Here is a 26,313-nt window from a genome sequence, read left to right as displayed (position 1 = left end):
TATTCAGTGAAATATTTCATTAGAATAACAAATCGTTTTATGCATTAATTTTTTAGGTAATTTTTGGAAGTTTGATTAAGCGTTATTTAATAAAAAAACCACTTACTAATAAATTAGTAAGTGTTTTTACCCTCCAAGACCTTTTGTAATAAGTTGGATTACTACTGGGCCAAGAATAATGATAAATAAAGATGGAAAAATGAAAAAAATCATTGGAAACAACATTTTAATAGGAGCTTTCATAGCTTGCTCTCTTGCTGCTTCACGACGTTGTTCTCTAATACGCGTTGTCATATTTCGAAGCACCTTTGCCATACCAATTCCTAGTTGATCTGCTTGTATGAGTGATGTAATAATGCTTTGAAAAGTATCAGACGGAACACGCTTTCTTAGGTCATAAAAAGCTTCTCTTCTTGATTTACCAAGCTTCATATCTTCCAATGTTTGTTTGAACTCTTCTGTAATTGGCCCCTTCATTTTTTGACATACAATTGCAATAGCTGCATCTAATCCCATTCCAGCTTCAATCAGTAGATTAACAGTATCAAAAAAGTCAGCCATATTTATATTAATTTCTTTTACACGTTGTGTCTTTTTCTTAGCTAAATAAAAGACTGGGTATCGAAATCCTAGCATAGCCACCGCTATTGCCATGATCCATAACATTGATATATTATTAGCAATTGGAAGAAATAAAACTAAAATCAGTATCCCACCACCAGCACTTAGCAATATCTGAATTAATCGAAATTCGATTGCTGATAGTTTAAAAGATAATCCCGCATCACGTAGCATGACATCTAGCTTTTTTAGATTTGTTTTAGAAACTCGATTACTAACTTGTTGGATACCTTTTTCCCAGAATACTTTTAACAGCGTATTTCTTTTAATCCCTTTTCCCTTTAACTCTGTATCTAATATACTTTTAGTACTTTTTCGTTCTCCTAAATATGTATGAACCCGCTTGTTAAAGGAAATTTTTCTCTGATAAAGCGAAAACATCACACCTGCTGTTAACAGCGTAATACATATAGCAGTTAACAGAATGATAATAAAATGTAATAGCATTTTCACACCTCAATTTTGATAATCTTCTGGATAATTAACCATCCAATTAAACAAGAATTGCTCGCAGCAAAAATCATAACTATGCCTAGCGGATGATGAAGCATTGGTCTGAAATAATCTGCACTAAAAAAATATAAATAAAAAGCTAACCCTACAGGTAATAATGTAATAACCCAAGCAGACATTCTACCTTGAGCAGTTAAGGTTTTTAATTCCTCAAGTATACGAATTCTCCCACGTATTGTGTCTTCCATCGTTTCCATTAATTCAGCTAGGTTTCCTCCGCTAGTACGTTGGGCTAAAATAGCTTGTATAACTACTTCTAGCTCTTTATTTGGTAGTCGATCTACGAGGTCATGAAATGCTTTCTCAAAAGATACACCAAGTCCCACCTCTCGAACAACTCGTTCGAATTCAGGACCTAATGGATCTGGCATTTCTTTTCCTGCTAATTGGATTGCTTGCATAAAGCTGAAGCCTGATCTCATAGAATTCGCCATCATACCTAATGTTTCGATAAGCTGTGAAGATATTTGATTTAATCGTTTGTTTCTCTTTCTTTCCATATTATAAGAAGGAAGTACAAACCCAACTATCATCGCTAAAATAACTAGAAATATACTTAACTCAATTAATAAAGCAAATAATCCTGATCCTATTGCAGCAACGATTCTTAAGGCAAAAAATTCTTCTGGTTTTAACTTACTACCTGCTTCCTGGAGCTTCTTTTCATATTTCTGTACAAATCTAACTCCATAAAACGTTTTTGAGATAGCAGTAATAACTCCTCTAAAAAGAATTTCCTTTTTTTCATTTGTATTTACTTCCTCTACAATAGAGGATGAAGGAATAAATTCATTAATCCGTCGGACTGCATGTCTTCGTTTTATTCTATTGTTTACAAAAACATAGAAAAGAAGAGTTGAAACAAAATATACAATGAACAATTCTAAAAATACTTTCATATTACCACTCTCCAATAAACATCGAAGCAGGTAGCTCAAATCCGTTCAATTCTAATTGCTCTCCTACCTTTGGACGAATTCCGGTTGAGACAAATTTACCTTCAATTAACCCATCAGTACTTCTACCAGACTCACGGAATACGTATAAATCTTGAAGGACGATTGTATCTCCTTCCATTCCTATTACCTCAGTTATGTGAGTTATTTTTCTAGTACCATCTTTCATACGAGATTGTTGTACGATTAAATCGATTGCACTTGAAATTTGCTCACGAATTGCCCTCACTGGCAAATCAAATCCAGCCATCAACACCATTGTTTCTATACGAGATAGAATATCCCTTGGAGAATTCGCGTGTCCAGTACTCAAACTGCCATCGTGACCAGTATTCATTGCTTGCAACATATCTAATGCTTCTGCACCACGAACCTCACCAACAACAATTCGATCTGGACGCATACGAAGAGAGTTTCGTACTAAATCTCGTATTGTAATTTGACCTTTTCCTTCAATATTAGGTGGTCGAGATTCTAAAGAAACAATATGGTCTTGTGATAATTTTAGTTCTGCCGCGTCTTCAATTGTAACAATGCGCTCATCATTTGGAATAAATGAAGATAACACGTTTAAGGATGTTGTTTTTCCCGAACCAGTACCGCCACTAATAAAAACATTTAAACGTGATTTTACACATGCATCCAAGAACTTTGCCATCTTATCATCCAACGTGCCGAATCGTATTAAATCTTCCACTTGAAATGGCGTATCTGAAAATTTACGAATCGTTAAGCTAGGACCTTTCAATGAAAGTGGAGGAATTATCGCATTTACACGTGATCCATCAGGCAAACGAGCATCCACCATAGGTGAGCTTTCATCTATACGTCTACCTATAGGAGAAACAATCCTTTCAATTACTCGAATAACATGCTGATCATCTCGAAATTCTGCGTTTGACTTGTAAAGTTTACCTTTTTGTTCATAGTAGATTTCATTTGGGCTATTTACCATGATCTCTGAAATGCGAGAATCCTCAAGTAAAGGAGTGATAGGACCAAATGCCAAAAGTTCATGTTCAACAAAGGTCAAAAGCTCTTTCTTCTCTTCAAAAGTAAAGCGGGCCCCTTCAAGTTCCAAAAATGTTTCACCTAATTGCTGAATTTTCTTCTTCTCTTCTTCGATATCAGTACTATTAAATTTCTTAAGCTCTTCGACTAAGTAATTATGTAAAATTGATTCCATTTCCCAAAACTCTTTTGTTTTTAAGATAACTGGAGAAATAATTTGAGTCTTACTAGAATCACGATTTCCTTCATCACTAAATCGTTTAAACAATGACATGCTTCTTCCCAACCTTCTATCTTCTTAATGAGAACTTACGCTTATTTTTTTTCTTCTCTTCCACACTTTTACTATCATAATTGAATAGTTTATCAGTTAAAGCGAAGACTGCCTTTGCTACCGGAGTTTTAGCATGAGTTAAGACAAATGGAGTGCCTTGATTTACAGAAGGATGTACAATAGGATCTTGACTCGGAACTATAGCGAAAATAGAGTCTCCAAGGATTTCTTCTATTTTTTTTGGTTCCAGTGTCTTTATTTTGGTCTCACGATATAAAATGAGTTTCATATTTCCCTTTAAATTTAAAGATTCCAGTGTGTCAATATATAACTTGCTATTTCGTAGTGTTGGTAAATCATTCGATATTAACAGTAAAATTTCATCTGACTTTTTCAAACAGCTCAAATGAATTTCAGATAAATACGCAGAGGTATCAATTAAAACAACATCAAACAATTTTTTACATTCATCAATTACTGACTTTATATGTTCTTCTTTAATGATTTCAAAAAACTCAGGTCGAGGTGGTGCCGCTAATACATATACACCACAGTCATGCTTTACCATATACTGGTCAATTGAGTAGTGATTATATCCATATCCCTCTTTAACCCACTCATAAATCGAACGCTTTGGCTTCAAATCAAAATACATTGCAATATCACCAAACTGGAGGTCTGAGTCGATTACAGCTACTTTTTTTCCTTGCTTCGCAAAAGCAGCAGCCAAATTTACAGTCATTGTTGTTCGTCCCGCACCACCTTTTGTACTACAAATCGAAATAACTTTGCTATCACTTTTTAATAGATTCAAAGAATATGTATTTTCTTTTTTCGCTCGATGAGTCATATATTTCTCTGCTTGAACAACTACCTTAAGTAAATCTTCTAATTCGTAAGAAGAACGTAAAATATCTGAAGCTCCGACGTGCATAGCCTTCTTTATATTTTCCATATTATCCGGAGAAATAAGAACAATATAAACATGAGGATACATTACAGAAATTTCTCTGCAAAGATCATAGACGTTATAAACAGTGATCGCTTTAATAAAAAGAACCGCATTATCATTTTGGATTAAATGCTGGTGTATATGTTCTAATCTTAAAACACTTTTTAGCGAATAATTCTTTCGTGTAAGTATCTCGTCAATCTCTCCTGCTGGAGTGTTGGTATCGGAAAAATAGTACCAATTAATCTCCATTACTCATCCTCACCTTTCACTACTTCCCTTGTTACACGGACATCCTTTGTTTCTGTTTTGTTATCTTTTACATTACGAAGCATAAAATAAAAACCATTCTTGTCTTTAGACGCTAGACTTAAGGCTACTCCTTCTTCTGGAGTAACTTCTACAGTAATTGATTCATAGTTTAGTCTTTCATCATCACTATCTGATGCTTTACCAGATGCTAATACTTTAATGTTTTGAAGTGCTAGAATAGCTGAACGAAACTCCTTCTTCGTTTTTTGATTAATATTTGTTTCATAAGCAATGATATCGACCATCGAATTAGGCTCGACATATCCTGATATCCCTTGTTCTAAATCTACTTTTAAAGAAATGGCTCTCTTACCTTCACTTACAGGAATCATTTCATTCTTTATTTTTCTTTTTGGCATTTCTTTTTTCTTTTCTGCCGCTTTTACGGTTTGTATACTAGCTTTTACAACTGGCTTTTTAGTCTCTTTAACCGTTGTAGGAGTTGACGTTTTTGAGAATACTGCAATATATAGTACTAATGCAGTCAAAAGTCCAAACATTAAAGACCAAATCCAAATTCGTTTCGTGTTCATAGTTCCCCCTAAAAAGTTGACAAATATATTATTATTCAACAAGCTTTATGCCGTACAAATTGTATTCACCAATACCTATACTCCCTATTTCTCCTGGACCCACCATTTTAATGAATTGACCCTTTATTTCTTTTTGATTCGTAATTCCTTCTATCCAGTAGGCTGCTAAACCAACTATTTTTACAGTACTTTTACCTGCAGCATAGTCCAATGAATCAATAATAGGAACAAAGATTACTCGCTTACACGAATTATCGGCAGTAGCAGCACTTTGACATTGTGGTTTATTAATATCACTATCAATTAAGAATTGAAAAGCATCTTTTACAGGTCCCCATTTTTGACCCGTTTCCGTTTCGGCAAATTCATTATCAATTGCAACATTACTCCCGTTTATAATTCCGTCAGCCAATCCGTTTGATCCACTACCATTTAAATCAAGATAACCACAATTTCCTTTATTCTGTCCTGTACTTTCACACTTTAGCTCTTTACCGGCTGGAACAGCACTCTTTACTACTGCAATAGGAGTAATTCCTTTTCCTGCTTTAAGTGGTCCTACTATTGCTTTTGCAGATGCCTTTACCTTCACATCTTTAATTCCTATCGCTTTTGCAAAAGTCATAGGCACTGATACTTCTTTTGTCACTTTAATATAAGTACTTGTGACTTCTACATCGCTATCCGCGAGTGAATATGTATTTTTTTGTGCTAGATCCTTGGCTACTGTTTTTGCTTGGGTTTGGTCGTTTACTAATACTTGTCCACCACCTAGAACAGCAGCATCAACTGCTTTCTGAAGCTTGCCTTTTTCTGAATACAATCTCCCTCCGTCTATTACTAGGGCAGTAAATCCAAGTAATACCAACATTCCAAATGCAACTAATACAAATACATTTCCATTTTCATTTCGAAAATATGATAATACATTTAAAAATTTTTTCATCTATTCTACCCTCATTACGGTGGTATTTTTTATATTAAACGTGCCGACAATTTGCCCAATAACAGGAGTTAGAAAATCTACCGGATATGTAATCGTAACCGTTACATTATCGCCAGATGAACGAGTCCCTGGGCTAATTGTGATTTTATCACTAGTTAATTTAATACCTGCTGCATCACTAATAGCTACACCTTTAATCGTTGCATCGTCTTTTCCAATACTAGCCGTCCTTGCTGCCTCTCTTCCTGCATGATCCAATGTCAAATATGTGTAATAAACTCTTCCAAAATCTAATATTCCAAATAAAAGTAGGATAAGTACAGGAACTACCAATGCAAACTCTACTAACGATTGACCCTTTTCTGATTTCATCATCGTATACCCAAAACGGTTGCACATATTGTCCCGAGGACAATTGGTACACCGTAAGGAAACAAAATTTTAGTCTGATTATCCTGATTCGTTAACTTAAATCCAAGATTACTATTTTGAAATGCCAGAGTATAAAAAAGGGACTTAATTGAGTTCCAAGCTCCTCTTCTTTTAATAATTAGAATGATTCCGATAATCCCACCGATAACAGCCGTATAAATAAATGCATAAAAAGTGAAAATCGTCCCCATTAATGCACCTATAGCTGCCATTAACTTAACATCACCTGCCCCCATTCCACCTAAAAGATAAGGGATAATGAGGAAACCTAAACCAGCAAGAAATCCCTTACTGCTAAAAATAAGTCCATCAAAGCCGAGGGTAATTGTGTAGTAGATAAATCCAAAAAAGATTGCAGGGAGTGTGACAATATTCAATATTTTTCTATTTCGAATATCAGTTATAAGTGAAATCAGTAATACTATAGCAAGTACTGTTTTTATAATCATAAATCTAACCTCTGTTTTTAATAGATTGATAGCCCTACCAAATTAAGTAGGGCTACAAAAATACTTTTTTTGATATTTATTACTTTAATTTTTTGACCCAATTTTCGTTAAGCGTAAATCTGCGTTATTATGGCGTAGTCTTTAACTGAGCTGTAACTTTACCAATTAATGCGCTAATTTCTGTTCCTAGTAATTTGATACCAACGATTGCTACAATAGCTACACCAGCTAAAATTAGGCCGTATTCTGCCATACCTTGTCCTTCTTCTGCTACTACTAAATTTTTGATTTGCTTTAACATTTTATTTCCTCCTAATGATTTTAAATTTTATGTATGATAAGTTGATAAAAGTTGCAATTATAACTAGTGCACCTTTTGTCCACCTTATACTAAAAGAAATGTTAGTTTAGTATTAATATTCCTCAGTTTTTAATTCTATTTTGATATTAAATTATTTACTTAATGCATCTGTAACCTTACCAATTAACGTGTTGATTTCTGATCCTAATAATTTAATACCAACAATAGCCACAATTGCTACTCCCGCTAAGATTAAGCCGTATTCTGCCATACCTTGTCCTTCTTCTTCAGCTACCAAATTTTTGATTCTTTCTAACATATTACGTCCTCCTATTCTTAAGTTTCATTTATTATTAGTAGACAAAAGTGGACGGAGCATGATACCCCTGTCTTGCCCACTTGATACCAAGAAATTTGTTATTTTCATCTCATAAAAAAACATATATAAAAGGTTTCATTAACTGCTCATTAAAACAGGTTGATTACTGGACGAATTAAATCCTCTACTGCAATTCCTAATAAACCAATTACCGTCGCAGCTACGATTACAACCCCCAGAAAAACAAGACCATACTCAACCATACCTTGTCCATCTTCTCTCACTGCCAGGTTCTTGAATACTGATAGCATCATGATCCCCCATATTCTCAAATGATTCTGAACTTTAACAAACAGTTATTATGTATTACATTCAAATTATGTAATTCGTAATATTTGTAACATTAAATTTACAATTCTTAGTATAATGGAATTTTAATAATTACTGTATTGGGGGAATTCGACCGTTTACAATGAAAAAAGTGGGAAAATTTAATCCATTTTCCATTTAATCACTTCAAATTTCCCGTATTTCCCAAATGTTTTATTATTGTTTTAATTTGGGGGATTTTGTATGAATCGTGAAAAAAAGTGAAAAATTATGTAAAATTTTAACATTTATTTACCGAACTCTCGTATTGAGAACAAAATAAGACTCTACTATACTTACTTTAAATCTATTAATTATTAAGAATTGAGCGTGAAATATGTTAACAACCACTAATAAAAACTTATGTATAACAATACCTTACACAATAAAAAAAGCAGATACATTCGCTACAAGGCTTAAAGGTCTTATGTTCCGAAAAAAACCACTAGATCAAGAAGGTCTCTGGATAATCCCATGCAATTCAATCCATATGTGTTTTATGAACTTTCCAATTGACGTCGTATTTTTAAATAAAAATAAACAAATCGTAAAACTAATTAACAATCTTCAGCCCTGGAAGTTTGTTGCGCCAGTTACTGATGCTTATTCTGTATTAGAGCTTCCTGTTGGAGTAATAGAAAAGTTTAAATTAGAAGTAGGACAGATTCTTGATTTATAAGCAGAAATAACAAAACAACACCCACTTAAATTGTGAGTGTTGTTTTTTACTAAAGTTTTATTCTTTAATAAATTCCTTCGTACTTCTTACAGTATCAATATGACGAACCATTCCTTCAATTTCATCACGTTTTGGTTCTAAGAATGGAGGTAATGATAACTTTTCACCAAGTGTATCGTAAGGTTCGTCTCCCATAAATCCTGGTCCATCTGTTGCAAATTCGAATAGAATTTGTGGGGCAACTCTTGCGTATAAAGATTCAAAGAAATGACGATCTACATAACCAGAGTTTGGTAATCTAAATGAATCAAGACGTTTAATCCATTCTTTTAATACAGATGTATCTTCTACACGGAATGCGACATGGTGAACGGTACCAAAGCCTTGGAAGCTTTGAGGTAATATTTCATTATGCTCCGCAATAATTTGTGCGCCATTTCCACCTTCACCGACTTCGAATAAGTGGAATGAATCTTCTTTATCAATTTCTTTAAATAAAAGTACTTTTTCAACTACTTCTTTAAAGAATTCAAAATTAGCTACTCGGATAAAAATTGGTCCTAGTCCTGTAATTGCGTATTCTAATGGGATTGGTCCTTTTTGCCATGGTGTGCCTGAGGCAATGCCTTTATTATGTTCATCTGAAATTAATTGATATTGTTGGTCGTCGAAATCAACAAAAGATAATGTTTTCTTACCAAATTGTGTTTTGATTCCTGAGTGTTTCACTTCTAATCGGTCAAAACGCTTCACCCAATAATCTAATGCTGCATCAGTTGGTACTCGGAAAGATGTTTTTGAAATTTCATTTGTTCCATGTACTCCTTTTGGAATTCCAGGGAAATCGAAAAATGTCATGTCCGTTCCTGCACTTCCCTTATCGTCTGCGAAGAATAAATGATACGTTTGAATATCGTCCTGATTGACCGTTTTCTTTACTAAACGCATTCCTAAAACATAAGTAAAAAATTCATAGTTTTTTTCTGCACTGCTAGTTATTGCTGTTACATGATGGATCCCCTTTAAGCCGTTCATACGAATTCCTCCATTTAAATTAGTTATTTATATATAAGCTCTTTTATTTTGTGAATCTATTGCTGAAGAATACTAAAAAAATTAGTAAAAAGTTAGTAAAAATTTATTTTGAATTCAAGATATCTCGAATTCGAGATAAATATATCATGTAATTCATTTTCCGTCAAATGGTCAAAAAAAATGACTCAGACAAATTTGTCAAAGTCATTTTCTAAATGGTCGATCTAGCTCAAAAAGCTTGCGATATCGGTCTTCAGTTTTGATAAGTTCATCATGTGAGCCTTTCATTGCAATTTTACCTTTATCTAAGAAAAGAATATGATCAGCCATTTCTGCTCCGATTAAATGGTGTGTGATCCATAATACTGTTTTTCCTTCTAATACCTTAAAAATTGTTTGAAGTAGTTTTCGTTCTGTTATAGAATCTAATCCGACAGTTGGTTCATCTAAAATAACAATTGGTGTATTTTGAAGAAGTATTCTTGCTAAGGCTATTCTTTGTCGTTCTCCACCAGAGAATCTTACACCTGTTTCTTGCATAGGTGTATTATAGCCTTCTGGAAGTGAGGCAATATAATCATGCAGTTCGACCATCTTCGTTACTTCTATTACCTCTTCGTCACTTGCTTTTGGATTTCCTAAACGTATATTATTGATAACTGTAGTATCAAATAAATATGGCTTTTGATTAAGTACAGACACTACTTTCGAAATTTGGTCTCCTAAAGCTATACTTTCAATCTCATTTATTTTAACGTTTCCTCCAATAGGAGTTTCTACTCCTTCAATTAGCTTAAGAATGGTCGATTTTCCTGAACCACTCGGACCTAATAAAGCAGTTTTTTTGTTTTCCTCAATTGTAAAAGAAACATTCTTTAGAATAGTTTCGCTTTCAGAGTAATGAAAAGTTACATTTTCAAACTCGATTTTTCGATAATCTTCAATATTTCCTCCAATAATAGGTGATTCCTGATCACGACTCACTTCTTCAATCCCTTCTAAGCGATTGATTGAATCAGAGTATAAAGGGACACTTCCAAGAGAATTTGATAGTGGAATAAAAGCCTCAGTTAAAGGAAATAAAACTAAAACAAATGCAGCGATAAAAGTCTTAGGAATATCTCCAGCTAAACTTTCATTACCTGCCCAATAAAGCATCATTAAAACTAAAATTGCTACAATAAATTGTGCAATTAAATCGCGTCTTCTTCTAAATCCTTTTTCCTTACTTTGGATGTTTCTTAACGATTCATCCATTTCTCTATATTGTTTTATAAAGCTATTTTGTTTACCACTAAACAGCCAATCACTTATACCCATAACTGCATCAGTTAAATTTTCATATAAATGACTCTTTTCATTTTTTATTTGGTAAGTTCGCGCTTTTTCAACTAATAATGAAAAATACGGTAGAACACCTATTAAAACAAAGGAAATTACTGCTGTTAAGATTGCAAATGGAATAGAGAAGAAACCAAGAGCAACAACCGATATAAAATAAATAAACAATGCGGCAATTCCAGGAAAAATAGTTTTTAAATAAATATCCTGTAAATATTCAATATCATTTGCTAATAACCCTAAAATATCCCCTGTTTTAAACTTTGAATTGATATTAAGTGCATACGGTTCAAGATTACTAAATAATCTTGTTCTCATTCTAGATAAGATTTTTAAAATTGTATTGTGTCCGACTAATCTTTCAACATATTTAGAGGCTGACCTTAAAATACCAAAAGTGCGTACAGCTACGATTGGAACATAAATCATTAAAATATTTTCAGGTCTAGTTGCTGCTTTAGAGATTAAATAGCCGGAAGTGTACATAAGAGAAGCCGCTGCAAAGATAGTCAGTGAACTTAAGAAAATCACAACTATAAATAAACGACGATTTTCTTTTATATATGGTAAAATCCATCCATTTTTATTTAACATATATTTACCTTCTAACTATGAATTAATCGATAATAATGACCTTTTTTCATTAATAGTTCTTCATGGGTACCAACTTCAATGATGCTACCTTCATTCATCACAATAATTTGATCCATTTCCTTCATCCAATGTAAGCGATGTGTAGCCAAAAACACTAATTTATTAGAAAATAACTGAAGCATTGTTTGTTTTAATTCAAACTCAGTTTCAATATCTAGATGACTAGTAGGTTCATCTAATAAAAGAATTGGTCGGTTTTCAAGATATGCTCTAGCAAGGGCAACGCGTTGGCTTTGCCCGCCACTTAAAGCTCTTCCACCTTCACCAATTTTTTCTTCTAATCCTTTTGGCAATTCTTCTATTAAAGAAGTTAACCCAGCTTGAACTGCTGCACTTTCAATTTCTTCTTTAGTAGCATTAGGTTTATAAAAGCTTATATTATCGTTTAATGATTTTGAGAAAATATAAGGACTTTGTGGAATATAGATTAACTGTTTATGCCAATCTTGTATTTGAAGATGTGATACCTCTTCACCAAAAATTTGAATAGTTCCATTTGCTGGCTCTAAAAATCCACCTATTAAATCAATAAGCGTTGATTTACCAGAACCACTTTCTCCAACAATCCCAATTTTTTGAAACCCTGTTATATTCAAATTTATATTTGATAAAATCGTTTGGCCATCTTTTTCGGGTTTTACTGAAACATCTTTAAAATTAATTTTACTTGCACGATTCCAATCTGAAAGAGGAGAAATTTCTTGATCTTTAAACTCCTGCTCATCTAAAATATCTTGCATTGTTTTTCCAGCTTCTTGACCATTTAATGTAGCATGATAATCAGCTCCAACTTCACGAACTGGTAAGAAATATTCAGGAGCTAAAATTAAAATTGTTAGTGCTGGCCCTAATAAAATTACTCCGTCAATCAATCGAAGTCCTAAAAAGACTGCAACTGTAGCGATTGACAGCATTGTGAATAAATCTAGTGCAAATGATGATAAAAAAGCTACTTTTAATGTGCCCATCGTTGCTTCTCTGTATCTTTCACTTACACTTTCTATCTTTTTAATATGTTTTCTACTTAAACCAAGAAATTTCAATGTTTCTAAACCACGTAATGAATCAGTAAAATGGTTCGATAAAATACGGTAAACCTTCCATTGTTTGTTTGATTTCTTTTTAGCTGCCAAACCGAGTAGAATCATAAAAATAATAATGATTGGAAATGTTACGATTAGTATAAGTGCAGAAACTTTATCAACAAAGAAAATATAGATTACGATTATTGGTGAGACAATTGCTAAGTTAATCATTTTCAATGGAACGATTTCTAGGTAATTTCTTAGTTGTGTAGTTCCTTCCATAATAAGCGTTACGATATTACCGGTTCCTGATTTTCTTGCAAATCTAGGTCCAAGTTTAAAGATTTTCTCCAATACTTTCATTTTCATTTCGGTTGAAGCAATGTCCGCAAAATGCTCTGAACATTTTTGTTTGATCGTCGACATAATATATCGACAGACAAATGCACTGATGAAGAAAATAGTAGCGTATAAAATATCGCTACTATTTTTTCCATTGAACAATCTGACAATAGCTTGTGAAAGCATATATGCCTGAATAATGATTGTCGTTACTTGTATAATTGTTAAAAAAGATAGGATTATTAATAAACGATTAATCCCTTTATATTTAATAAGATCTTTTCCCATTAATAAGTCAAATCCTTCTCATCCACTCTTTTTCTAAAAACATAATAACTCCAAATTTGGTAACCTAATACGAATGGTAATAATGTACATGCAACTATTGTCATTACTTTTAACGAATAAGGACCAGATGAAGCATTATAAACAGTTAAGTCATACGTATTTTTGATTGAACTAATCATGACTCTTGGGAACAGAGAAGTAAACAATGTCCCGACTGTTAGTACAATACCAAGGCCCGACATAGCAAACGACCAACCATCTCGCTTTTTAAGGATGAATATTGTAGCAAGAATATAAGATACTACGATTAATAAAATAAGTGGAATTGTTATATGTGCTTTTACTTTAAACATATCCGTTTCAAAATATGCCATACCAGTAAAGGCGACTAAGAATAAGAACACTGGTATGATTACCATACGTGCTAGAGAACGTGCACGGTTTCTTAATTCTCCAACCGTTTTTAATGTTAAAAACATTAATCCGTGTAAGAGACATAGTAATGTCACAGTTACACCGCCGACTACAGTAAATAAATTAACGTAATCAGTAAACCCTGCAGAAATATTCATATTTTGATCAATCGGCATCCCCTTAAGGATACTTGAGAATAATACACCGAATAGAAATGGTGGTAATAAACTACCGAAGAAAATGACCCAATCCCAAGATTTTGACCATTTTGAACTTTCGACTTTCCCTCTAAATTCAAACGCAACTCCACGTCCGATTAATGCCATTAAAACAAATACAAACGGAATATAATATCCACTAAACATTGTTGCATACCAATTTGGGAATGCTGCAAAAATTGCTCCACCTGCAGTTAATAGCCACACTTCATTTGCATCCCAAAACGGGCCAATTGTATTTATTAATATTCTTCGTTCAGTATCATTTTTGGCTAGTAGCTTTGTAGATATACCTACACCAAAATCGAAGCCTTCTAAAAAGAAGAACCCGATAAATAAAACTGCTACGAGTAAAAACCATAATTCATTTAACGCAATCATACGATTGTCGCCTCCCTTTCAAACGGATCGACCGTAGGAACTTTTTCAGTTTCAGCATGGTGTGTTCCTTTTTTAATTTCTTTCACAAACAAGTAAACTAAAACAACTGCTAAAATTGCATACATTGTTGTAAAAGTTGTGATTGAAAAAATGAGTGATCCTTTTGAAACATTAGGTGATACAGATGCAGCAGTAGTCATTAAACCGAATACAGTCCATGGTTGACGACCTATTTCCGTCATAACCCATCCAGCTGTATTTGCAATAAACGGTAAAGAAATTAGTAAAATTGATGCCTTTAAGAATAGATTTTTTGATTCTAATTTTTTACGATAGCTAAAATATAAACCTAGCATCGCCATTAAAATCATGACCATTCCTGCTCCAGCCATAATTCTAAAGCTCCAGAAAACTGTATTAACTGGTGGAATATAATTTCCAGGACCATATAATTTTTCATATTGTTTTTGTAAAGTATTCATACCAGGTACTTTACCTTCGAACTTCTCATAAGCTAAATAACTTAATAAATATGGTACTTCAACCTCATATTTATTTTCTTTCTTTTTCGAATCAATCAGACCAAAGACCATCCAGCTTGCTGGGTCACCGCTATCTTTCCATAGCCCTTCACTTGCAGCCATTTTCATCGGCTGTGTTTTCATTAAATGTTTCGCTTGAGAATGTCCACTAAATGCAACACCAATTCCTGCAATTAGAGCGAACACCATTGCAAGATTAAACGCCTTTTTAAAAAGTTCTGTTTCTTGTTTTTTTAAGATTTTATACGCACTTACACCCGCAACAAATAACGCTCCAGTTGCTAATGCTCCAGCAATCGTGTGAGGAAACTCAACTTTAAGTTGTGGATTTGTTATGATTGCTAAGAAGTCGGTCATTTCTGCACGACCATTTTTAATTGCAAAGCCTACTGGCTCCTGCATGAAAGAATTGGCTGCTAAAATCCAAAACGCAGACATTAAAGTTCCGAAAGCAACTAGCCAAATACACATTAAATGAATTTTTTTATTAAGTCGTTCCCAACCAAATATCCAAATTCCTAAAAATGTAGACTCCATAAAAAATGCTAAAAGTGCTTCAATTGCAAGTGGCGCACCAAATACATCCCCTACAAAACGGGAATATTCAGACCAGTTCATACCAAATTGAAACTCTTGAATAATACCTGTCACAACACCAACTGCAAAATTAATTAAAAATAAGTGCCCAAAGAATTTTGTTAACTTTTTATATTCCTCTTTATTTCGAAAAACATACAATGTTTCCATTATTGCTACCATAAATACTAAACCGATTGAAAGTGGAACAAATAAAAAATGGAAAATTGTTGTGGAACCAAATTGTATTCTTGCAAGCTCTAATACACTCACAGTACATCCCCCTTAGGATAAAAATCATTTCAAAAAAATTTTCATTATGCCCGAGCAAAACTTTGAACATTTTTTCACAAATAATTCATTAAGTAAATTTTAGAGAACCACTCAATGGTACTCTTGTTACTTATAGTTTACTTTTTCAAAGGGGTTTTGACTTAATCTTATTTGTCTAAATCGTGTCTATAAATTGTCTATTTTGTGACATAATTCACATTCACTGTTTAAATTACTTTTTTTTGATAAAATAGTCGCCACATTTTTATTCCTTATTACTTAGCTGATTAAATGAAAAAACATTATTGAAGCAATCCTATATTGGCTTTGCTTTGTTCCGGTTAAACTAAATAGTTATTCAAATTAAAAGGTATTTACAATCTGATTATTTTATTTAACGGTATTTAAGATTTCCAACAACGTGAAAAAGAGCCTTCTTTCAAGGAAGGCTCTTTTTTGTATTAGATCAGAATACTAATGTTTTGAAAATGGAGTGTATCATGTCTGCAAACTTAATTACCAATTTTAATTATGAAGGTTAGCTTATTAAAGTAAAGAATCAAGTTATTTTTTCGTAATGCTTCCAAATTTATTTATTCATTTTATCGAAAAGTTAGTAAAAACAATTACCAAGCCACATCGTTTTATTTAAGAAATTACTCAATTCAATAATGAAACGATTGTTTATATAGATAATTGTTAGACTTAAATTGTTCTTCTCGACAGGAGCACAACACAATAATCTTAATTGGGGGATTTACAAATGAAAAAAACAATTACATTGACAGTTTTAATTGGATCTCTAATTTTTAATACACATACACATGCTGATACAAAACAATCTATTCAACAAAATCATTTATATAATAATACTTTATATCAATATTTTATCTTACCTAAACTATCAATAGAGAATATATTTTCTAATAAATTACCTTCAAATAATTCCATACAACTTAGTGAATTTTTTAAATCTAATATAGTAAGTAACCTTGGCCAAACTATTAAAAGTTTTAAAGAGGCGAGTAACAACAATAATCACCAACAAAATACAACAATAGAAATACCAAATATACCATTTAAACTTTCACAACTAATTACACCTAATATTCCACTAATACCTGTTCAACCAATAACGCCTAACGTTCCATCAAATCCTGTTCAGCCAATAAAACCAAACGTTCCATCAAAGCCTGCTAAGCCTGTAATACCAAATGTTCCATCAAAGCCTGCTAAGCCTGTAATACCAAATGTTCCATCAAAGCCTGCTAAGCCTGTAATACCAAATGTTCCATCAAAGCCTGCTCAACCAGTAATACCAAATGTTCCATCAAAGCCTACTCAACCAGTAATACCAAATACTCCATCAAAACCAATAGATCCGGCACCTGAAAATCCATCTAAAATCGAAGTGCCTGCTTCTTTATCTGCATATGAATCAAAAGTTATAGAATTAACTAATATAGAGAGAACAAAAGCTGGTATAAAACCTTTTAAAGCTAATAATGAATTATCTAAAGTTTCTCGTATTAAGTCAAAAGACATGACTGATAAAAATTATTTTGATCATAACAGTCCAACTTACGGTTCACCATTTGATATGATGAAAAAGTTTGGAATTTCTTATAATCATGCAGCTGAAAATATTGCAAAAGGACAAAAAACTCCAGAAGAGGTAGTAAAAGCATGGATGAATAGTGCAGGACATCGTGCAAATATTTTGAACGCTAAATTAGATCAAATTGGTGTAGGTTATGACTCACGTTCTAATGCATGGACACAAATGTTTATTTCTCAATAAATTTAATTATATAAACAAAAGCATCATCGTTCTTGATGTTGCTTTTGTTCGTATATTCAAGTTAAAGAATACTAGCTATAGAAAGTTTTTTTATATATAAATTGATTACCTCATTGTTTTACTTTTAATTGAATAGGTTATCTATTCCAAACAACTACCTGATAAAATATTAAAAACTCTTGGTCTTATAATGACTAAGAGTTTTTTTCATTAAGAATTAATCTGGTAATATTTCGTGTAAATGTAGTCTTTTAGTAAAGTATTGATCAATAAACTTTCTAATTCCAGTTAATTCAGCTTCGGTTGGAAACGTAGATATTTTTAAAACTGGTAAATGTTCCTTCAAAAATTGACCTTTTAATGTTGATATCACTAAATCTAAATGATTGTGTCTCTTAATTACATCTATATCTGATAAATCATAAATTTTTATATCAAGGTGTTTTCCAAAGTGATAATCAAGAAGTTCGTAAATATAATCCAATTCAATATAGGTTCGACAAATCAATACAGTATTGATCTTCATACTATTTTTTTTGCGAATTAAAAAGGCATCTACTAATAAAAACAATTCTAAAATTTCTAGTTTTCCATATGACATAGTTTCATTCTCAAGATGCTTTTTTACTAAATTACCAATTCCAATAAATAATGGATGTTCCTCGACGTAAGGTAAAAATGGAAGCGCAGTATTCATGCGAGTATCCGTATAAAACTGAGTATCATACTTTGTACGTTTAATTGTTGAAAAATATTTATAAAGAAAGTCATCATCCTGAGCTAAATCAAAGTGCAAATAATCAGATAATCCATTTAAAAAATGTACACGAGGATCTTCTTTATTCTCTTTCATTTTAATACGTATTTTATAAAGCTCTTCAGTCATATTATTTGGCATAACTTCACTTAAAAGGCAGAGACAAAAGTATAAAATTTCTTGTGTTTGTTGTTCTCTAGATGGACACTTTTCCATAAAGGGAAACATTTTCTTTGCAATATCAAAATACGCAGTATTTTTATATTTATCATATATATCTTTAGAAAAAGAAATATAACACTCCATAGAAATTCTTATATTAATAATTTCTAAAATAAAAGATAAACGTTGAATAGCTCCAAGATGAAGAGTAATCGAAAGATCAGTTGTATAATTTACAATTGCATCTCGAAAATTTTGGAGATCTATATTTTTTAGATCGTTTAGATAATCTAGCCCCTTATATTCCAAGTATTGCATCATAAATCGACGTACCTTTTTCTCGTCACCACTTAATCTAAAAGGACTAGTATCAAGAGTAATACCAGCTTCTTCTACAACTTCTTTTATCTGATCCAACTGTCTATATACAGTTGATCTACTTATATGAAAAGCTGTCGAAATTTCATTAATCGTCACACCGTTATTAAGAATAATATACTCTAAGATTTGAAAATATGGATTCTCATTTTTCATATAAGCCCATATCCCCTCAAGGGTACCGTTCGGAGATTTAATTAAACGCGCTCCCTCTGTTTCACTTTTTTCAATGAACCACCCTTTAGGTAAAGCTGAATTTAAAAAAGTAATATCTCTCCAAATCGTACTTCGAGAATACCCTGTCTTCTCGGATAAATCTGCTAAACTACACCAATCATTTTTTTCAAAAAGAAAATAAATTAAACTTGCATGTCGTTCATCAAATCTGTTCATAATATCACCTAACGTTCTTTTATAAATAAGTATTTTATTTAGCTTTTCCATTTCAATAAACTGTTATAACAAGTGGAGAATACTACTTAATCATCACAAAATTTAAGGAATTATTGCATCAATCTTTCAGATACTCCCTTATTTTTTCCTCTGCACTTGATAGACTTATATATTTGGAACTTTTTAATTTTCTCATTTACCAGCGAATATTTTTTTAGTAAATTCCCCTTCATTTGTTCCTATAAAGTAATTTTTAATTCATTAGATAATGAATTAATGTCCCCGTTTGTATAAACGGAATAAATACGAACAAAATACTTTCTAGTATCGTCAAAACCAAGTGATTGAATTTCGTTTCCGCCATAAATCTTACTGGACTTTGAATACAATAAAAATGGATCAATAGCAAATTCCGTGCCACGTCCATCTGCTCGAAAGCCAATATCTTCTTTTTTAAAGTGCTGTTTTTTAGGATAGATCCCCTTACCTCTTGTACTCCAACTATTCTGATTTCCATCTACAGATAGATATTGATAGTAAATTCCATTAAATATAGCAATTAGGTACATAATTGCCTTGGAATCTGGATGCCAACTAATTGTAAAGTAACCTGAAATGCCGTCATTATTTCTATTGGTTGAAACTATTGGCTTATCATAATCATTCGACTCGATATATTCGTGTGCACTCCTAATATTTCCTGGATTAGCAAAAATTGATCTGGAAGCAAAAGGTAAATAAACTTTCTGTTTTTTAAACAAAGAACTTTTTAAGTTTGAATTTAGATGTCCGGTATGTGACATACATTTACACCTCCACAAAACATTTTATTTATTTTAGTGTAATTCATACAATACCTTACCTCAGTATCTTAAATGAGATTTGAGATTTCAAATTAGAAATAATTCCCTTAAATAACAATAATAATAATTTATAAAAAAGGATTGAAATCTTTTTTTATTAGACTTCAATCCTTTTTATTATTTTATCGTTTTAAGCTTCGATTTCACTTAATTGGTTTTTCTTTGATAATTTAACACGAACTGCAAAGGTTACATTTGTTAAGATAATGAATAACACTGCAAATCCACATAAATAGTAGACTTGATCCCATACAAACCCTTTGCTAACAGAACTAGAGATTAATTCTCTGAATCCTTTTATAGCATACGTCATAGGTAAATATGGATGAATCGTTTGGAAAAATGTTGGTGTTAATGAAATTGGGAAAGTACCTGAAGTTCCACCAATTTGTAATAACATCATAACAAACACTAAATATTGCCCTATATTTCCTAATGTAACAGTTAAGAATTGTATTAATGAAAAGAAGGTCAAGCTAGTAATCATTGTAAACACTACGAACAACCACACGTTTTTCACATCAAGACCCATACCATAAATTAAAACCATATCTGCTACGATCGATTGCATGATTCCCACGAAGATTAGAACGCTATATTTACTAAAGAACCAAGCTAATCCAGTAGTCGGAGCAATAGAATTCTTTCTCATCGGATAAACTGAAGTGAACATTAACCCACCTGCAAATAGCCCAATTGATAAGATATAAGGTGTTAAACCTACACCATATTCTTTTACATTATTCAATTTATGAGAAACTAGCTCTGTCGGTTCTGCAAAGAATTTATCGGTTTCATCACTTGTTTTAACTTTGTTTACTTCATCTCCACCATCTTTCAGAGATTTATGAAGTTCTGTTGTTCCTTTTGTTAAATCAGTAGCTCCTTTTAATAAGTCTCCAGACCCACTATATAGCTTATTTGTACCATCAGATAGTTGTTTAGAACCATCATTTAATTGATTGATCCCTTGGACTAATTGGTCCCCGCCTGTATTTAATTTACCTAGGCCTATTGAAAGTAACGAACTTCCTTCACTTAATTCCTTTGTACCATTATATAAAGCATTACTTCCTTGAGCTAGTTGATTTGCTCCATTAGATGCTTCTTGCAATTTACTATTAAATAAACCTAAATTTGCATTTAATTCTTTTTGTCCAGCAAGTAGATTATTTGAACCTTCATATAATTGACCTTGTGCAGCAGCAATTTGATCAACACCATTTTTAATTTGATTACTTCCTTTTGATAGTTGATCTAAGCTATTAGAGATTGCTTGTAATTTCTGTAAATCCCCTTTACTTAAAGTACCATCTTGCAATCCATTCAAAATTGATTTAAGTGCATCATTTGTAGCACCCAAATTCTCATTAAATCCCGCTTCATTTTTTTGAAGTTGGGTAGCGCCAGCATAAGATTGTTTTAATCCAGCATTTAATTGGTTACTACCAGCTTCTAGCTTTGAAGAGCCGGCTTCGATTTTATTGCCGCCTCCGACTAGTTGTGATAGTCCATTATTTAAATCACTTGAACCAGCTTTTAATGTACCAGTTCCATCCAGAAGAGCGTTTAAACCAGTATTTAATTTATTAGCACCATCATTTGATTGTTTAATACCATCTGATAATTGTGTCGCTCCACTTTTCAGTTTTGTACTTCCATTTTCAAATGTGATCATGCTGTCATTTAATTTTTTTAAATTTTTATTTAAAACATCAGTTCCATCTGTTATTTTTGCTGCACCATCATTGATTTTACCTGCACCATCAGATGCTTTTACCATGCCATCTCCAATATCCTTGAAATTATCAAATACTGTTTTAGCATATTGTTCTGTAATTTCTTTTGAGATATTAGCATTTACTTCTTTCATTGCGGTTGTACCAATTTGTGCACCTACGTAGTTTTTACCCGCATTCGTGTAATAATTTAATTTCATTTTTTTCGGTTTTTCGTCTAATAACGTTGCTGCATTTTTAGAGAAATTAGAAGGTAATTCGATGACTAAATAATATTTTTCATCGTTTAATCCTTTCATTGCCTCTTTTTTATTTGTAACTTTCCATTTGAATGACTTATTATCTTTCAATCCTTCTACAAAATCTTTCCCTACATTAAGCTTTTTATCATTAAACTCAGTACCCTTGTCATTGTTAACAATTGCAACAGATAGTTTTTCCGTTTTATTATAAGGATTCCAATAAGCTGATAAGAAAATTAATGAGTAAAGCATTGGCACAAGACCAATCGCAATGATTGTTGCAATTGTCATTGGCTTCTTAAAAATATTTTTCCATTCCTGTTTAAACACAAAATCACTCCCCTTTTAGACCAATTGACCATTTTTGTGTTTCGGTCAATTTATTGCATATAAATAGTCTAATACTCCTTTTATAAAAAAATAAAAGGAAATACTAAACCATTCTCTCGATTATTTTCAAGTTTATTCAAGACCTTTGTTTCCTATTAGCCCAAATAAAACTAATTGCACCATTTTATTTATGGCGTCGTCTGTAATATGCTTTGGGTCTTTATCCAAAACACTTTTTTGTAGATTAAGAATCGATATAATCGTCGTAATCATACTTAAACTTAAAATCGGAATTTCTAAATGAAAATTTGTTTCTTTCGCGTGCATTCTAGCTTCTATTTCTTCTTCAATTGGTGTTTTACGATAGATTTGTTGAAAGAAAATTTCTGATAGCTCAGGGTGTCTTAACGTTTCACTAATCAAAATTTCAATTTGATTTCGATTCTGTTCGACCCATTTAATCCTTTTCTCTACATAGATCCTAAGTAATTCTTCAATCGAATATTTACTAAAATCCTCTTCCATCCAAACGTCTTGAATATCTGGTTTGACACAAGTAATCAATACATCCAGCTTGCTTTTAAAATACTTATAAATCGTAGCTTCGGAAATTTTACTTTCCTTTGCAATTTGATTAATTGTCGTACCATCATAACCATTTTTCGCAAATAGTTGGATAGACTTTTCTAGGATGTGATGTTTTGTTCTTTCTCCCTTATTCACTTTTTACCTCCATAAAAAACGTTGTTAAAAAGGCATTAACTCTTAGTATTTAGCGTGCTGCAAATAAGTAAGTGTTTATTCACTTTTATAGTATATTAACCAAAATGAATTTCGTCAACAAAAAGTAAGTGAACACTTACTTTTTTAATCTTTTTTTAATGTTACCTTTTTTTTGGATAATCATTAAAAAAATCGTTGCCTTCAACGACAGAATAATTTATTATTACACTTTGTAGTCAAAATTATTGGATAATTTTGCTAATATTCTTACAAAGGAGAGGGATTCATGACAGATTTGGTTTCAGTACTCAACGACTATCTATGGGCTAAATTACTTGTTATTTTATTAGTTGCAATCGGCCTATTTTTAACAGTTTATTTAGGATTTATTCAGTTTAAATTCTTCCCTGAAATGATTCGATTATTAGTTGATGGTCGAAACAGAGACAAAGACAAAAAGACTGTTTCTTCATTACAAGCATTTATGATCGGAATGGCTGCTCGTATTGGTACGGGGAATATTGCTGGTGTTGCAACAGCAGTTGCATTAGGTGGACCAGGTGCAGTATTTTGGATGTGGTTAATGGCATTAATTGGTTCAGCTTCAGCATTTGTAGAAAGTACATTAGCTCAGCTTTATAAAGTGAAAGATGGCTCTTCATGGCGTGGTGGACCTGCTTATTATATGGAAAAAGCTTTAGGTAATCGAAAGCTTGGTGTTATTTTTAGTATTTTAATTACTTTATCTTTTGGTCTTATTTTTAATGCAGTACAAGCAAATACGATTGCTGCCTCTATTAATAATGAATTTGGCGTAAATACAAAAACAACTGCGATTGTACTGGCTATTATTACAGCACTTATTATTTTTGGTGGCGTACATTCAGTTGCTAAATTCTCAACTGTTTTAGTACCTATTAAAGCTGGTGTTTACATTATTTTAGCTTTATGGGTAATGATTTCAAATTTCGATATTTTACCAGATGTATTTGGTGCAATTTTCTCTGAAGGAATTTTTACGTTTAAACAAATGTTTGGCGGCGTTATGGGTGCTGCAGTACTTCACGGTATTCGTCGTGGATTATTCTCAAACGAAGCTGGAATGGGTTCTGCTCCAAACGCAGCTGCAACAGCTGACGTTACTCACCCTATAAAACAAGGTTTTATTCAAGCTTTAGGTGTAATTGTAGATACATTTATCATCTGTTCGTCTACAGCAATGATCGTATTAGTTTCAGGCGTGTATAAAACATCTGAACTATCAGGTATTCCTTTAACACAGGAATCATTACGTGTAAGTCTTGGTGATTTTGCTGCAACATTCGTTGCAATTTCAGTATTCTTATTTGCATTAAGTACAATAATGGGTAACTATTACTACGGTGAATCGAATATTAGCTTCATGAAGCATTCGAAAAAATCGATTTACGTATACCGTTTTGCTGTAATTGGAATGGTGTTATTCGGAGCATTATATAGCGCTGAATTAATTTGGTCTTTAGCTGATATTTTCATGGGATTAATGGTACTAGTTAATCTTTACGCAATTACGCGTTTAGCTAAAGTTGTAAAAGCTTTATTAAAAGATTATGTTTCTCAAAAGAAACAAGGTTTGGATCCAGTTTTCTCTGCTGATAAAATCGATAACTTACCAGGTCGTGATCAGTTAGAGGCATGGGTTGATGAGAAAGACGTTAAGAAAAACGTTGGATAATATATTCTGAGTATCTACCCTTCATCTTTTAAGATGAGGGGTTATTTTTTTATAACTCTTCCCTAAAAAAAAGCCACCAACGAATTATTGGTGAAGTTAGTTCATCTGCACTTAATTTAATATACTGTCCTAATCTGATTTTTCAAGAAGGTTTTTAGATTTTTTGTTACCTTTTCCTACTAATATTTTTATACCTAAATAAATCCCAAGTGAGTTTAATAGTATATCATCAATATCGAAACTTCCTACAACATATTTTTTTTGTAAAAATTCTATAAGTATGACTAATAATATAGAAACTAAAATACAAATAGAAACTTTCATCGTTCTATAAAAGTAATAATAAACTATACATCCTAGAGGAATAAAAATTACAATATTCCCCACAATATTTGAAAAGATATAAATAAAGTCAGCTTTACTGTCTAAATATCCTAAAATCGTTTTAAACGGTATATAATTGTTTCTATAATGATTTCCCAGTGAGTTTCTTGAAAAAAGAACAGAAACCAAAAATACTATATAAGTAAGTGTAAATGCTCCGAAACCAAATTTACTAATATAGAATTTCCTATTTTTTTTATAGTACAAACCCATATTTATTATTATATTAACAATTAATACTAAACATAAAAATAAACTATATCCAAAAAAAGCATTTGCATATGGAATAAGCCTTGAAAGAAAGTCTCCAAGAAATGCTCTCATAACAAAAAGTACAAATAATGTAGATATTAGTAATGTAAATAGATTATTTAGTTTTATTTTCATAAAAGCCAAGTTCCCTTACCAAAATTGGCCTTTAACACCTACATACGATTTATCCTCGCCTTTAATAACTTCAAATGAAAGTCTATACTGACCATTGCCTACCCCTTCTTGATATGTTACTGAAGTATTTCCACGAAATGTTTGTGAAGCACTATTTACAGGGAGGTATAACCCTACTATACTTTTCTTTAATGGTGTTATTTTAATTGATTTTCCCCCTGCACTATATTGTTCGTGTTTTACATGTAACCACCCTTTAGAAATATTAAATGCATTTTTGGATTCTAAATACCCAGTTAGTTTCCCATCAAACTTCTGAGTCGCAGATGCTGATTCTACAGATTTTGCGAAAATGGGAAGGGACAAACAAATTACAAAAATAATTTTCTTCTTCATACTGACGCTCCTTTTTTAAATTTTTTTGTTTATTAATCTAGCATTAGTTTCAATTAAAAAATCCAAAACTAATAAAATATTAATATATTTTTAATGTATCATTTTAAACTTGACCATCACCCAAAATAATCTGAAAACTTTGTGTACTTTCCATATTTTTCATAGTTCTGTCACAATAAAGTAGTATTCTTCATATTTCCAACTAACACTTTCATAAAATATTTCACAAAAATAAAAAAAACCGTCCAAAATATCAGACGGTCCTCCCTCTTCATTATAAAGTTCCCT

General features: G+C 32.1%; 25 protein-coding genes. 3 read left to right on the top strand and 22 right to left on the bottom strand.

The window, feature by feature from the left end:
• Window positions 1–126 precede the first annotated feature (126 nt).
• The 11 genes from AB1282_RS08345 to AB1282_RS08295 all read right to left on the bottom strand — a co-directional run bounded on the left by AB1282_RS08345 (window position 127) and on the right by AB1282_RS08295 (window position 7,930).
• Complete coding sequence (locus tag AB1282_RS08345) at window positions 127–1,068, bottom strand: type II secretion system F family protein (RefSeq protein WP_429898882.1); 942 nt, start codon at window positions 1,066–1,068, stop codon at window positions 127–129.
• Between the two features lie 2 nt (window positions 1,069–1,070).
• Window positions 1,071–2,033 (bottom strand): type II secretion system F family protein, encoded by a 963-nt coding sequence (locus AB1282_RS08340; RefSeq protein WP_429898881.1) that lies wholly within the window; start codon window positions 2,031–2,033, stop codon window positions 1,071–1,073.
• A 1-nt stretch (window position 2,034) separates the two neighbouring features.
• Window positions 2,035–3,375 carry a CpaF family protein gene (locus AB1282_RS08335; protein ID WP_429898880.1) on the bottom strand — a complete coding sequence of 447 codons (1,341 nt, stop codon included), beginning with the start codon at window positions 3,373–3,375 and terminating at the stop codon, window positions 2,035–2,037.
• Window positions 3,376–3,391: 16 nt separating this feature from the next.
• Window positions 3,392–4,579: an AAA family ATPase gene (locus tag AB1282_RS08330; protein ID WP_429898879.1), complete on the bottom strand. Its 1,188-nt coding sequence runs from the start codon at window positions 4,577–4,579 to the stop codon at window positions 3,392–3,394.
• Window positions 4,579–5,172 (bottom strand): RcpC/CpaB family pilus assembly protein, encoded by a 594-nt coding sequence (locus AB1282_RS08325; protein ID WP_429898878.1) that lies wholly within the window; start codon window positions 5,170–5,172, stop codon window positions 4,579–4,581. The genes AB1282_RS08330 and AB1282_RS08325 overlap by 1 nt, the downstream gene beginning before the upstream one ends.
• A 31-nt stretch (window positions 5,173–5,203) precedes the next feature.
• Complete coding sequence (locus tag AB1282_RS08320; RefSeq protein ID WP_429898877.1) at window positions 5,204–6,118, bottom strand: pilus assembly protein TadG-related protein; 915 nt, start codon at window positions 6,116–6,118, stop codon at window positions 5,204–5,206.
• Entirely contained in the window at window positions 6,119–6,490 is a 372-nt protein-coding gene (locus AB1282_RS08315; RefSeq protein ID WP_429898876.1) for a TadE/TadG family type IV pilus assembly protein, read from the bottom strand. It abuts the gene before it with no gap.
• On the bottom strand, window positions 6,490–6,999 hold the full coding sequence (locus AB1282_RS08310; RefSeq protein ID WP_429898875.1) for an A24 family peptidase: 510 nt from the start codon (window positions 6,997–6,999) through the stop codon (window positions 6,490–6,492). Before AB1282_RS08310 ends, AB1282_RS08315 begins: the two co-directional genes overlap by 1 nt.
• 127 nt (window positions 7,000–7,126) lie before the next feature.
• Window positions 7,127–7,300: a Flp family type IVb pilin gene (locus tag AB1282_RS08305; protein WP_429898874.1), complete on the bottom strand. Its 174-nt coding sequence runs from the start codon at window positions 7,298–7,300 to the stop codon at window positions 7,127–7,129.
• Between the two features lie 151 nt (window positions 7,301–7,451).
• A complete protein-coding gene (locus AB1282_RS08300) occupies window positions 7,452–7,619 on the bottom strand; it encodes a Flp family type IVb pilin (protein ID WP_429898873.1) in 168 nt (55 codons plus the stop codon).
• Between the two features lie 149 nt (window positions 7,620–7,768).
• On the bottom strand, window positions 7,769–7,930 hold the full coding sequence (locus AB1282_RS08295) for a Flp family type IVb pilin (protein ID WP_429898872.1): 162 nt from the start codon (window positions 7,928–7,930) through the stop codon (window positions 7,769–7,771).
• A gap of 395 nt (window positions 7,931–8,325) precedes the next feature.
• On the opposite strand from AB1282_RS08295, the gene AB1282_RS08290 reads away from it, so the two are divergent.
• The gene (locus tag AB1282_RS08290; protein ID WP_429898871.1) at window positions 8,326–8,667 is read left to right on the top strand and encodes a DUF192 domain-containing protein; all 342 of its coding nucleotides are present in this window, start codon (window positions 8,326–8,328) and stop codon (window positions 8,665–8,667) included.
• Window positions 8,668–8,724: 57 nt separating this feature from the next.
• On the opposite strand, the gene AB1282_RS08285 is transcribed toward AB1282_RS08290, so the two are convergent.
• The 5 genes from AB1282_RS08285 to AB1282_RS08265 form a co-directional block, all read right to left on the bottom strand.
• Window positions 8,725–9,702 (bottom strand): ring-cleaving dioxygenase, encoded by a 978-nt coding sequence (locus AB1282_RS08285; protein WP_429898870.1) that lies wholly within the window; start codon window positions 9,700–9,702, stop codon window positions 8,725–8,727.
• A gap of 204 nt (window positions 9,703–9,906) precedes the next feature.
• A complete protein-coding gene (gene cydC / locus AB1282_RS08280) occupies window positions 9,907–11,637 on the bottom strand; it encodes a thiol reductant ABC exporter subunit CydC (protein WP_429898869.1) in 1,731 nt (576 codons plus the stop codon).
• 11 nt (window positions 11,638–11,648) lie between these two features.
• Complete coding sequence (gene cydD / locus AB1282_RS08275; RefSeq protein WP_429898868.1) at window positions 11,649–13,352, bottom strand: thiol reductant ABC exporter subunit CydD; 1,704 nt, start codon at window positions 13,350–13,352, stop codon at window positions 11,649–11,651.
• Window positions 13,352–14,365, bottom strand: a complete 1,014-nt coding sequence (gene cydB, locus AB1282_RS08270) for a cytochrome d ubiquinol oxidase subunit II (RefSeq protein WP_056468941.1) — start codon at window positions 14,363–14,365, stop codon at window positions 13,352–13,354. The genes cydD and cydB overlap by 1 nt, the downstream gene beginning before the upstream one ends.
• Window positions 14,362–15,756 (bottom strand): cytochrome ubiquinol oxidase subunit I, encoded by a 1,395-nt coding sequence (locus AB1282_RS08265; protein ID WP_056468943.1) that lies wholly within the window; start codon window positions 15,754–15,756, stop codon window positions 14,362–14,364. The genes cydB and AB1282_RS08265 overlap by 4 nt, the downstream gene beginning before the upstream one ends.
• Before the next feature lie 763 nt (window positions 15,757–16,519).
• Here AB1282_RS08265 and AB1282_RS08260 point away from each other — a divergent pair.
• Window positions 16,520–17,557 carry a CAP domain-containing protein gene (locus AB1282_RS08260; protein WP_429898867.1) on the top strand — a complete coding sequence of 346 codons (1,038 nt, stop codon included), beginning with the start codon at window positions 16,520–16,522 and terminating at the stop codon, window positions 17,555–17,557.
• Window positions 17,558–17,774: 217 nt separating this feature from the next.
• Here AB1282_RS08260 and AB1282_RS08255 read toward each other — a convergent pair whose 3' ends face one another.
• From AB1282_RS08255 to AB1282_RS08240, 4 genes are all read right to left on the bottom strand, one after another.
• Window positions 17,775–19,247 carry a BglG family transcription antiterminator gene (locus AB1282_RS08255; protein WP_429898866.1) on the bottom strand — a complete coding sequence of 491 codons (1,473 nt, stop codon included), beginning with the start codon at window positions 19,245–19,247 and terminating at the stop codon, window positions 17,775–17,777.
• A 239-nt stretch (window positions 19,248–19,486) separates the two neighbouring features.
• Complete coding sequence (locus AB1282_RS08250) at window positions 19,487–20,050, bottom strand: hypothetical protein (protein WP_429898865.1); 564 nt, start codon at window positions 20,048–20,050, stop codon at window positions 19,487–19,489.
• 190 nt (window positions 20,051–20,240) lie between these two features.
• Entirely contained in the window at window positions 20,241–22,421 is a 2,181-nt protein-coding gene (locus AB1282_RS08245) for a YhgE/Pip family protein (RefSeq protein ID WP_429898864.1), read from the bottom strand.
• Window positions 22,422–22,553: 132 nt separating this feature from the next.
• The gene (locus tag AB1282_RS08240; RefSeq protein ID WP_429898863.1) at window positions 22,554–23,144 is read right to left on the bottom strand and encodes a TetR/AcrR family transcriptional regulator; all 591 of its coding nucleotides are present in this window, start codon (window positions 23,142–23,144) and stop codon (window positions 22,554–22,556) included.
• 286 nt (window positions 23,145–23,430) lie between these two features.
• Here AB1282_RS08240 and AB1282_RS08235 point away from each other — a divergent pair, with 286 nt between their 5' ends.
• A complete protein-coding gene (locus AB1282_RS08235; protein WP_056468983.1) occupies window positions 23,431–24,858 on the top strand; it encodes an alanine/glycine:cation symporter family protein in 1,428 nt (475 codons plus the stop codon).
• Window positions 24,859–24,987: 129 nt separating this feature from the next.
• Here AB1282_RS08235 and AB1282_RS08230 read toward each other — a convergent pair whose 3' ends face one another.
• Both AB1282_RS08230 and AB1282_RS08225 read right to left on the bottom strand, forming a co-directional pair.
• Window positions 24,988–25,629, bottom strand: a complete 642-nt coding sequence (locus AB1282_RS08230) for a VanZ family protein (RefSeq protein ID WP_429898862.1) — start codon at window positions 25,627–25,629, stop codon at window positions 24,988–24,990.
• Window positions 25,630–25,644: 15 nt separating this feature from the next.
• Window positions 25,645–26,025 carry a hypothetical protein gene (locus tag AB1282_RS08225; protein WP_056468988.1) on the bottom strand — a complete coding sequence of 127 codons (381 nt, stop codon included), beginning with the start codon at window positions 26,023–26,025 and terminating at the stop codon, window positions 25,645–25,647.
• Between the last annotated feature and the right edge of the window lie 288 nt (window positions 26,026–26,313).

The sequence above is a fragment of the Gottfriedia sp. S16(2024) genome, from assembly GCF_050473765.1.
In the GTDB taxonomy this organism is placed as follows: domain Bacteria; phylum Bacillota; class Bacilli; order Bacillales; family Bacillaceae_G; genus Gottfriedia.
The sequence above is the reverse complement of the archived record's forward strand: the minus strand, read 5'-3'. Positions and strand labels throughout refer to the sequence as shown.

Bases quoted from the DNA above. Each gene is read 5' to 3' on its own strand.
- AB1282_RS08250 (WP_429898865.1), bottom strand. From the start codon at position 20,050: ATGTCACATACCGGACATCTAAATTCAAACTTAAAAAGTTCTTTGTTT.
- AB1282_RS08290 (WP_429898871.1), top strand. From the start codon at position 8,326: ATGTTAACAACCACTAATAAAAACTTATGTATAACAATACCTTACACA.
- AB1282_RS08285 (WP_429898870.1), bottom strand. From the start codon at position 9,702: ATGAACGGCTTAAAGGGGATCCATCATGTAACAGCAATAACTAGCAGT.
- AB1282_RS08235 (WP_056468983.1), top strand. From the start codon at position 23,431: ATGACAGATTTGGTTTCAGTACTCAACGACTATCTATGGGCTAAATTA.
- AB1282_RS08225 (WP_056468988.1), bottom strand. From the start codon at position 26,025: ATGAAGAAGAAAATTATTTTTGTAATTTGTTTGTCCCTTCCCATTTTC.
- cydD (WP_429898868.1), bottom strand. From the start codon at position 13,352: ATGGGAAAAGATCTTATTAAATATAAAGGGATTAATCGTTTATTAATA.
- AB1282_RS08325 (WP_429898878.1), bottom strand. From the start codon at position 5,172: ATGAACACGAAACGAATTTGGATTTGGTCTTTAATGTTTGGACTTTTG.
- cydC (WP_429898869.1), bottom strand. From the start codon at position 11,637: ATGTTAAATAAAAATGGATGGATTTTACCATATATAAAAGAAAATCGT.
- AB1282_RS08320 (WP_429898877.1), bottom strand. From the start codon at position 6,118: ATGAAAAAATTTTTAAATGTATTATCATATTTTCGAAATGAAAATGGA.
- cydB (WP_056468941.1), bottom strand. From the start codon at position 14,365: ATGATTGCGTTAAATGAATTATGGTTTTTACTCGTAGCAGTTTTATTT.
- AB1282_RS08260 (WP_429898867.1), top strand. From the start codon at position 16,520: ATGAAAAAAACAATTACATTGACAGTTTTAATTGGATCTCTAATTTTT.
- AB1282_RS08305 (WP_429898874.1), bottom strand. From the start codon at position 7,300: ATGTTAAAGCAAATCAAAAATTTAGTAGTAGCAGAAGAAGGACAAGGT.
- AB1282_RS08335 (WP_429898880.1), bottom strand. From the start codon at position 3,375: ATGTCATTGTTTAAACGATTTAGTGATGAAGGAAATCGTGATTCTAGT.
- AB1282_RS08255 (WP_429898866.1), bottom strand. From the start codon at position 19,247: ATGAACAGATTTGATGAACGACATGCAAGTTTAATTTATTTTCTTTTT.
- AB1282_RS08310 (WP_429898875.1), bottom strand. From the start codon at position 6,999: ATGATTATAAAAACAGTACTTGCTATAGTATTACTGATTTCACTTATA.
- AB1282_RS08345 (WP_429898882.1), bottom strand. From the start codon at position 1,068: ATGCTATTACATTTTATTATCATTCTGTTAACTGCTATATGTATTACG.
- AB1282_RS08300 (WP_429898873.1), bottom strand. From the start codon at position 7,619: ATGTTAGAAAGAATCAAAAATTTGGTAGCTGAAGAAGAAGGACAAGGT.
- AB1282_RS08230 (WP_429898862.1), bottom strand. From the start codon at position 25,629: ATGAAAATAAAACTAAATAATCTATTTACATTACTAATATCTACATTA.
- AB1282_RS08295 (WP_429898872.1), bottom strand. From the start codon at position 7,930: ATGCTATCAGTATTCAAGAACCTGGCAGTGAGAGAAGATGGACAAGGT.
- AB1282_RS08315 (WP_429898876.1), bottom strand. From the start codon at position 6,490: ATGAAATCAGAAAAGGGTCAATCGTTAGTAGAGTTTGCATTGGTAGTT.
- AB1282_RS08330 (WP_429898879.1), bottom strand. From the start codon at position 4,579: ATGGAGATTAATTGGTACTATTTTTCCGATACCAACACTCCAGCAGGA.
- AB1282_RS08340 (WP_429898881.1), bottom strand. From the start codon at position 2,033: ATGAAAGTATTTTTAGAATTGTTCATTGTATATTTTGTTTCAACTCTT.